The organism is Microbacterium sp., assembly GCF_036277215.1.
Classification (GTDB): domain Bacteria; phylum Actinomycetota; class Actinomycetes; order Actinomycetales; family Microbacteriaceae; genus Microbacterium.
On the sequence record NZ_DASUNI010000176.1, the window covers coordinates 1 to 7,744 of the forward strand.

Consider the following 7,744-nt stretch of genomic DNA (forward strand, 5'->3'; position numbering starts at 1 on the left):
GCAGACCCAATCCTCCGGCACGCACGCTCCACGTCGTCCCGCGCGAGCTGCACGGCCGTCGAGAGCGTCGCGACGTCGCGACGCCACCGGTCCGCCCCGGTGCGGAACACGGTGGCAGCGTCCGTGCGCCAATCCGTCTGCTCGGCGAGGCGGACGGAGCGGCCGGCGGCGGTGGCGATGCGCTCGGCGGCGTCGTCCAGCTGCCACTGGATGGATGTGAGGGTGGCCAGGAAGTCCCGGCTGGCGGAGGCGGACGGGATCATCATGAACCCACTCTGACCGGCAGCGATGCGCCCGTGACGCTGGTCGGCAGGAGACGGGGAGAAGCTCCTCTCGACGCGTGTTGTGCAGGAGCCGGTCGGCGGTCGCAGAATGTACGCATGACCGCCAGCGCCGTGGAGCCGTTCCACGTCGTCTTCGTGTGCACGGGCAACATCTGCCGGTCGCCGATGGCGGACGTCGTGTTCCGCTGGTTCGCGGACGCGGCGGGCCTGGGTGACCGCGTCGCCTCCAGCAGCGCGGGAACCGGCGACTGGCACGTCGGTGAGCGAGCCGACGTGCGCACCATCGATGCTCTGGGACGTCTCGGCTACGACGGGACGCGGCACCGCGCACGTCAGTTCACGCATACCGATTTCGAGCACAACGACCTGGTCGTCGCGTTGGATCGCAGCCATGAGCGCATCCTGCGCGGGTGGGCGCGGTCCGAGGCGGATGCCGACAAGATCGCCCTCCTGATGTCATTCGATCCCGGTGCGCGCACCCTCGACATCCCGGATCCGTACTATGCCGGTCCCGGCATGTTCGATGAGGTGCTGATGATGATCGAGGGCGGCAGCCGCGCGCTGTTCCGCCAGCTCGAGCCCGCGATCCGCCCGGCGCCGTGACGCGGTCGGACCGGGTCGGCCCGCTACCGGCCGTGCGGGGTCAACCGAAGGCGGGCGCGGCGTGCTCGGTATGATGGAGCCGCGCGCCGGGACCTCTTCCGGCGACTCGAAACCCGAGATCCGCCTCGCGAATGAACCGTCGACTCCGATGGTGCGGCCGCGTTCCGACGGGAGTGCCGTGACGTCTTCCCCCTCCGAATCCTTCCCGGCCGGGCCGCTGAGCCCTCTCGACGGCCGCTATCGCACCGCCGTCGAGCCGCTCGCCGAGTTCCTCTCGGAGGCGGGACTCAATCGTGCGCGCGTGGAGGTCGAGGTCGAGTGGCTTCTGGCTCTCACGGATCGGTCGCTGTTCGGTACGTCACCTCTGACGGATGCCGATCGCGACCGACTTCGCGCGCTGTACCGCGACTTCGGTCAGGCCGAGATCGACTGGCTCGCCGACAAGGAGGCGGTCACCCGGCATGACGTGAAGGCGGTCGAGTACCTCGTGCGCGATCGGCTCTCGGCGCTGGGCCTGGACTCGGTCGCGGAGCTGACGCACTTCGCATGCACGAGCGAGGACATCAACTCCGCGTCCTACGCGCTCACCGTGCAGCGCGCGATCGCCGGGGTCTGGCTCCCCAAGCTGCGCGCCGTCATCGACGCGCTGCGCGCTCTGGCCGAACATCACCGGGATGCCGCGATGCTCGCACGCACGCACGGCCAGCCCGCGACGCCGACCACGATGGGCAAGGAGCTCGCCGTGTTCGCATGGCGCCTGGAGCGCGTCGCGGCGCAGGTGGAGGCTTCCGAGTACCTCGCCAAATTCTCCGGCGCAACCGGCACCTGGTCAGCGCACCTCGCCGCCGACCCCGACGTGGACTGGCCGGCACTGTCGCGCGGATTCATCGAGGGGCTGGGGATCGGGTTCAACCCGCTGACCACCCAGATCGAATCCCACGACTGGCAGGTCGAGCTGTACGACCGCGTGCGGCACGCCGGCGGCATCCTGCACAACCTCGCAACCGACGTGTGGACGTACATCTCGCTCGGCTACTTCTCGCAGATCCCGGTCGCCGGCGCCACCGGCTCGTCGACGATGCCGCACAAGATCAACCCGATCCGCTTCGAGAACGCCGAGGCGAATCTGGAGATCTCGGGGGGCCTGCTCGCGACCCTCGCCTCGACGCTCGTCACCTCGCGACTGCAGCGCGACCTCACGGACTCGACGACCCAGCGCAACATCGGCGTCGCCCTCGGGCACTCCCTGCTCGCGTTGGACAACCTGCAGCGCGGACTCCGCGAGATCTCGCTGGCGCAGCCGGTGCTGGATGCCGACCTCGATGCGAACTGGGAAGTGCTGGCCGAAGCCATCCAGACCGTCGTGCGCGCCGAGATCGCCGCCGGGCGCTCGTCGATCTCCGACCCGTACGCGTTGCTGAAGGACCTGACGCGCGGCCGCCGCGTGGGCGGCGCCGAGCTCGCGGAGTTCGTCGAGGGGCTCGACATCGGGGATGCCGCCAAGCAGCGCCTCCTCGCCCTCACTCCGGCGACCTACACCGGCCTCGCGTCGCAGCTGGTCGACGAGCTCTGAGTCGCGATCGGCCGCTCGCCGCCGCTGGTCGCCCGCAGTTCCCGGCATCCGCCGCAGAAGCAGGTGCGGCAGACGTCGCGAAGTGCGTCCGAACCGATGCGGCTCAGGCCTTGGGGCGCCCCTGGCTGGCTTCGCCGGAAGCCTCGGCATCCGGTCCCGAGTCGTTCGGGGCAGCGCCACCCGCCGTTGCTTCGGAGCTCTCCTCCGGCAGCAGCACCGGCCGATCGACCTGCTTCTTCACCTGTGCGGGATCGACGGCGAGCAGCAGCAGAGCGACCATCACGAGCACGACGATGAATGTGACGCCCGCCACGATCAGCGCGAGCTGAAGCGCAGCAGGCGCCTGCTCGGGGCTGCGCTGCTGGAAGAAACCCATTGAGACGAGGGTCACGATCCCGGCGAAGAGTGCGGCGCCGAACGCGAGCCCGAGCAGCTGGACGGGCTTCATGAGGTCGCGGCGAGTGGGTTTGTCGTCGGTCATGCCTGGCCCTTCTTGTCGTTCGTCGTGCGGGACGGCTCGGCCGCAGCCGGGTCCGTCGACGAGTTCGGGCTCTGTCCGGCAGACGCGGGAGCATCGGTCGCAGCGGAACCGAGTTCGGCGTCGGCCGCGGGAACAGCTTTGCGCGGCGTGAACCCGGCGATGGCGAGGTAGACCGCCACGATCGCCGCGTAGCCGCCGAAGACGCCGACGGCGATGACGATCCCGGTGAGGGTGAACGTCGCGTCTGCGTCGTCGATCGTGTACTCGAGGGCGTATTGGGTCGGCACGAACAGAAGCGCGAGGCCGAGCACGATGGTGAGGATGCCGATCGTGAGCCCGTCGCGGGCCTCGGACCGCGCGGCATCCGCTGGCGGCATCTGCGGTGAGGCACGCTGTGCGCGCGCGGCCGCGATGGTCTCGATGATCCCGGTCGTGAGCGCCCACGCGATCACGATGACGAAGAACATCGGGACGGTGCGAAGCTGCGCGATTCCTGCAGCCAGTCCCGCGAGGGCGGACAGGACTCCGATCGTGACCACCGGCCACCGCCGACCGGCCGGGTAGGTCGTGCGCGATGCGATCAGCAGCACCAACGCGTTCAGGAACGCGAACCCGCTGAAGATCGCGAGGCCGACCGCAGCCGAGTGGTCGGGGGAGAAGGTCACCATCACGGCCGTGATCGCCGCGATCGCGGCGCGCGCGAGCTGCAGATGGCGCACCTCGAAGGTGCGGGCTGCGGGGGCTGAGGTCACGGCGGATTCCTGGCGCGGAGTTGTTCCTGCGTACACAGGAGGGATGTCTCGAGTCTACTCGCGGTCCTCTGTCGAGCTCGGTCGCTGCGGACGCACCCGACCGCTACCCCGCGGTGCCGCGAGTCCGTCGCGCCTTCCGTCCGCACCGAATGGCCGGGCGTATGCTGACCCCGCCGGCGGGCTCGACTGGGGAAGTGGACAAGCGCCGGATCGACTGAGGATCTCGTGTCTGGCAACCACGCGCACACCGCCGGCGACCGCGGAACGGCTCGCAGCCGGTGGGGTGCGCGCCTGCGGTCGGTGTCCGTGGCGGCGCTCAGCGGTGCGCTCATCACCGGCCTTGCCCTCGCCGCGGGGGCACCCGCCGCGAGCTCGGCCGAGACCCGGCGCATCGTGAGCCAGGGTCTCACGGCCCCCGGCGGTCTGCTCGTCGATCCCGCGGCGCGGATCTGGGTGTCGGACGGGCTGCAGGGCTTCTGCCGGCTCAGTGAGGCGTCCGGGGCGTCGCCGGGGAGGATCGAGTCGACGACGTGCCTCGGCGGCACGACGACCATCCGACAGCGCGGGCCCGCCCGCCCGGGTGCGGCGGCTCTCGCCGACCCGACGCCGGCGAGCCCGGGGAGCGGCGATGAGATCGCCCTCATTCCGGATGCCGCTGCCGGATCCGCCGCCGTGACCCGAGCTCAGTGGAATCCGTCATCGGGCACGTTCACGTACCTGGGAACGCTGACCCTCTTCGGGGGCGACCTTCGTCCGACCGCCATCACGGTCGGTTCCGACCTGAACGCCTACGTGGTCTTCGAGAGAGCGCGCAACATCGTGCGCATCGCGGCCCCGGCGGCGACGCAGCCGACCGTGCGCACCGTCGGCTTCGTCGCCGCGGGCGGTGCACGTGCGGTGGTCGCAGGCGGGGCCGACTCGTCCGGACGCGTACTCCTCTATATAGCGGACGGTGCCTCGCTCACGCAGTACCGGCCACCGGCCACCGGCCGGTCCGGCGATGCGGCGACGGTGTCGTACCCGCTGGGCGCCGTGGTGCAGCTCGCGTTCGACCCGGCCACCGCCACCCTGTTCGCCGGCACATCGACGGCGACGGCGTCCGGAGGAGACGCGGTCAAACGCGTGGACACGACCACCGGTCGCGTCTCTGCGACGTGGGGGACGGGATTCACTCGCATAGGAGGGCTGGCTGTCCGCGGCTCGTTCGTCCTCGTCGCCGACGATCCCGGCCAGCTCGCGTCCCCCGCGGCGAGCGGGGCGGGAGCGGTCACCGAGTTCACCGCAGACGTGCCCCCTCCCGCTCCGGTCAGCCAGACGCACGACTTCAGCGGGGACGGCAAGGCCGACGTCGTCGCACTCGACGATGCGGGCAGGATCTGGCTGTATCGCGGCGACGGTGCGGGCCTGTGGCAGGGGTGGCAGGTCGCCATCAGCGACGCTCAGGACACCACCGCGATCATCACGCCCGGAGACTGGAACGGCGACGGGAAGCCCGACCTCCTCCGACGGGATACCGGTGGCCGGATGCTGCTGCATTCCGGCGACGGAGCCGGCGGCTTCGGAGAGGGCGCCGTCATAGGCATCGGCTGGGCGCCGATGACCGCCGTCTTCGGCCCCGGCGACTGGGACGGCGACGGCCACGCCGACGTGCTGGCGCGTGATTCGTCGGGCGGTCTGTGGCTGTACCCCGGCAGCGGGACCGGGGGCTGGGGTGTCCCGCGCCTCATCGGCAACGGATGGAATCCGATGACCGCCATCCTGGGGCCCGGCGACTGGGACGGCGACGGCCACGCCGACGTGCTCGCCCGCGACCCGGCCGGGGGGCTGTGGCTGTACCCGGGCAGCGGCACCGGGGGCTGGGGAGTCCCGCGCCTCATCGGCAGCGGGTGGAGCACCATGACCGCGATCCTCGGACCAGGCGACTGGGACGGCGACAACCACGTCGATGTCCTCGCGCGCGACACCGCCGGCCGGCTCTGGCTCTATCCCGGCAACGGTCTGGGCGGGTGGGGCGTGCCGCGACAGGTCGGCAGCGGCTGGCAGGGCATGAGGATCGTCGCATGACCGGTTCCGACCGCGCCTTCTCCGTGCTCGCGGCCGGGGTCATTCTCGCGGGCGTCCTGGCCGGCTGCGCTCCTCAACGGGAAACGGATGCCTCCCCCTCGGCATCCCCGATCCCGACCCCCACGGTCGACGAGGCGCGGTTCCTGATCGAGTGCGTCGCCGAAGACGGCAGTGCGATGGGGACGTTCACGCGCCTCGAGGAGGCGTGGGCCTCCACGAACTACCTGCGAATCGACCACTGCTCGGCATCCGGGGCGACGGATGAGCCCCTCGATCTCACTCCCGCGGAACAGCGGATCGCCGAGACCGCGGCGGCCGACCTGCCCGACGAGGATCCCGCCGATCTGTTCCTGTGGACGCTCGCCACGTGCGTGCGCGTGGCCCCGGCGAGCTCTCAGGGTCTGCCGACGTTGCCGACATCTCTTCTGCGTGCCGCGCTGGAACTGTGCCCGGCCGCGCCGCACGCCGGATTGATGTCGGACGAGCTCGAGGCGAGGGGACAGGGATGACATCGCAGCAGCCGCCGCTCAGCCGGCGCACGGTTCTCAAGCTCGCGGCTGCCGCGGGGTGGTCGCTCGGCGGACTGCTGCTGGTGCCGTCGCGCTCGAGGCCGGGGCGCGCGGGGACAGTCGTGTCCGGATCGACCGCACCGGGGGGCGAGGAGGCTGCGCCTGCGCCGCGGTACCGGTTCGACTGCGTGACGCCGGTGCCTGCGTTCGCGCCGCTCGGACGGCTGGAGGAGGTGTGGGCCAGCCCTCGTTACATGACCTTCACCGACTGCACCGTGACCTACGTCGGCGAGGGGCCCCACAGCCTCACGGCGGAGGAGTCCGCGATCGTCGACGTCGTCGCGAACGCGGGCGGCGATGCCGTCGACCGGGAGGCCACTTACCTGCTCGTGCTGAGGGCGAGCACACGGGTCGACCCTTCACGCCTGTCGGAGCGGCTCTGGGAACTCGGTCGCCCGGTCGTCGAGGGCTCGCTCGCGCTGGCCCCGGACGCACCGCAGGCGAGGCTGTTCGCCGAGTGGCTCGACGCAGCTGCATGAGCACCGACGACCGGGTCAGCTCAGCTGTGCGCTGAGTGCGGAGATGACCGCCGCCTCGGCGCCTCCCGCGCCCGCGCGGAAGTGAGCGATGTGCGGGTAGACCGTCATGCTGCCTCCGGCGATGCCGGGGTAGTCGGAGTCCCACCCGCCCTCGTAGCTCCCCCACGACGGTGCCAAGGGGGGGAGGAAGTTGTCGGCGGGGATGTAGCAGTCGACCTCGTTCGCGTAGCCGCCGATGTACAGGGCGTTCGTCCCGCCGTGGCGAGCTCGGAAGTAGGCACCGTATCCGCTCACGAGTTCGCCGCCGACGAATGCCATCTTGAGCGCGGGATCGCCTCCGATCCGCCATACCTGAGACGGATTGGGCACGGTCACGTCGTAGAGGCCCGCGTCGATCCGAGCGATCATCGCCTCGGCGTGCCGCTGGTAGGTGGCGGGCTGCCCCAGCGGATTGCCCATCCGCGTGATGAATGCCGCGCGGACGGCCGCGAGGTTGTCAGGCGTCGGGGTGATCTCCAGCGGGAGCTGTACCTCCCGGATCTGCGACGCGATCGGACCGGCGAGTGATCGCCCGCTGCTCTGTGCCGCGGTCGCCACGGCGCCGCCCAGCGCCTGGCTGTGATCCGCGCGAAGCGCCCAGCCGCGAACACCGAGCGGGTCCTGGTCTCCTGCGGGGCCGGGCAGGAACAGCGCGAAAGCGCCGGTCTGGTTTTCGATGACCGTGGCGGCGCCCGCCGGAAAGTCGCCGTCCCACTGTTCCTGCCAGCCGGCACTCACGGGGTGGGAGCCGTAACTGAACAGCACTGCGTGCGGTGCGCCGTTGCTGCGGCGTGCGGTCACGACGGGAACGGCGGTCTCGACGGTCGACAGCCCTGCGCGATTGCGGGAGAAGTTCATGGTCGTGACGCGGTAGTCCAGGGTCACCTGCGTCCGGGTCGC

Annotated in this window: 9 protein-coding genes; 5 read left to right on the forward strand and 4 right to left on the reverse strand. The window is 70.9% G+C overall.

Annotated elements, in window-relative coordinates:
* The coding region (locus VFX99_RS09105) for a hypothetical protein (protein ID WP_329665981.1) at nt 1–266 on the reverse strand (266 nt) is incomplete at its 3' end.
* Nucleotides 267–380: 114 nt separating this feature from the next.
* Between VFX99_RS09105 and VFX99_RS09110 the strand changes: the two genes are divergently transcribed.
* Entirely contained in the window at nt 381–887 is a 507-nt protein-coding gene (locus VFX99_RS09110) for a low molecular weight protein-tyrosine-phosphatase (RefSeq protein ID WP_329665982.1), read from the forward strand.
* A gap of 148 nt (nt 888–1,035) precedes the next feature.
* The gene (purB, locus tag VFX99_RS09115) at nt 1,036–2,460 is read left to right on the forward strand and encodes an adenylosuccinate lyase (RefSeq protein ID WP_414684347.1); all 1,425 of its coding nucleotides are present in this window, start codon (nt 1,036–1,038) and stop codon (nt 2,458–2,460) included.
* A 103-nt stretch (nt 2,461–2,563) separates the two neighbouring features.
* Here purB and VFX99_RS09120 read toward each other — a convergent pair whose 3' ends face one another.
* The gene (locus tag VFX99_RS09120) at nt 2,564–2,941 is read right to left on the reverse strand and encodes an amino acid transporter (protein ID WP_329665984.1); all 378 of its coding nucleotides are present in this window, start codon (nt 2,939–2,941) and stop codon (nt 2,564–2,566) included.
* Nucleotides 2,938–3,693 carry an acyl-CoA synthetase gene (locus VFX99_RS09125; RefSeq protein ID WP_329665985.1) on the reverse strand — a complete coding sequence of 252 codons (756 nt, stop codon included), beginning with the start codon at nt 3,691–3,693 and terminating at the stop codon, nt 2,938–2,940. Before VFX99_RS09125 ends, VFX99_RS09120 begins: the two co-directional genes overlap by 4 nt.
* 225 nt (nt 3,694–3,918) lie before the next feature.
* Between VFX99_RS09125 and VFX99_RS09130 the strand changes: the two genes are divergently transcribed.
* From VFX99_RS09130 to VFX99_RS09140, 3 genes are read left to right on the forward strand one after another with little or no spacing between them, the layout of a single operon-like run.
* Entirely contained in the window at nt 3,919–5,757 is a 1,839-nt protein-coding gene (locus VFX99_RS09130; RefSeq protein WP_329665986.1) for a VCBS repeat-containing protein, read from the forward strand.
* The gene (locus VFX99_RS09135; RefSeq protein WP_329665987.1) at nt 5,754–6,266 is read left to right on the forward strand and encodes a hypothetical protein; all 513 of its coding nucleotides are present in this window, start codon (nt 5,754–5,756) and stop codon (nt 6,264–6,266) included. Before VFX99_RS09130 ends, VFX99_RS09135 begins: the two co-directional genes overlap by 4 nt.
* Nucleotides 6,263–6,805 (forward strand): twin-arginine translocation signal domain-containing protein, encoded by a 543-nt coding sequence (locus VFX99_RS09140; RefSeq protein WP_329665988.1) that lies wholly within the window; start codon nt 6,263–6,265, stop codon nt 6,803–6,805. The genes VFX99_RS09135 and VFX99_RS09140 overlap by 4 nt, the downstream gene beginning before the upstream one ends.
* A gap of 15 nt (nt 6,806–6,820) precedes the next feature.
* On the opposite strand, the gene VFX99_RS09145 is transcribed toward VFX99_RS09140, so the two are convergent.
* Nucleotides 6,821–7,744: hypothetical protein (locus tag VFX99_RS09145; RefSeq protein ID WP_329665989.1), on the reverse strand; the 924-nt coding region annotated here is incomplete at its 5' end.

Bases quoted from the DNA above. Each gene is read 5' to 3' on its own strand.
- VFX99_RS09135 (WP_329665987.1), top strand. From the start codon at position 5,754: ATGACCGGTTCCGACCGCGCCTTCTCCGTGCTCGCGGCCGGGGTCATT.
- VFX99_RS09110 (WP_329665982.1), top strand. From the start codon at position 381: ATGACCGCCAGCGCCGTGGAGCCGTTCCACGTCGTCTTCGTGTGCACG.
- VFX99_RS09140 (WP_329665988.1), top strand. From the start codon at position 6,263: ATGACATCGCAGCAGCCGCCGCTCAGCCGGCGCACGGTTCTCAAGCTC.
- purB (WP_414684347.1), top strand. From the start codon at position 1,036: ATGGTGCGGCCGCGTTCCGACGGGAGTGCCGTGACGTCTTCCCCCTCC.
- VFX99_RS09120 (WP_329665984.1), bottom strand. From the start codon at position 2,941: ATGACCGACGACAAACCCACTCGCCGCGACCTCATGAAGCCCGTCCAG.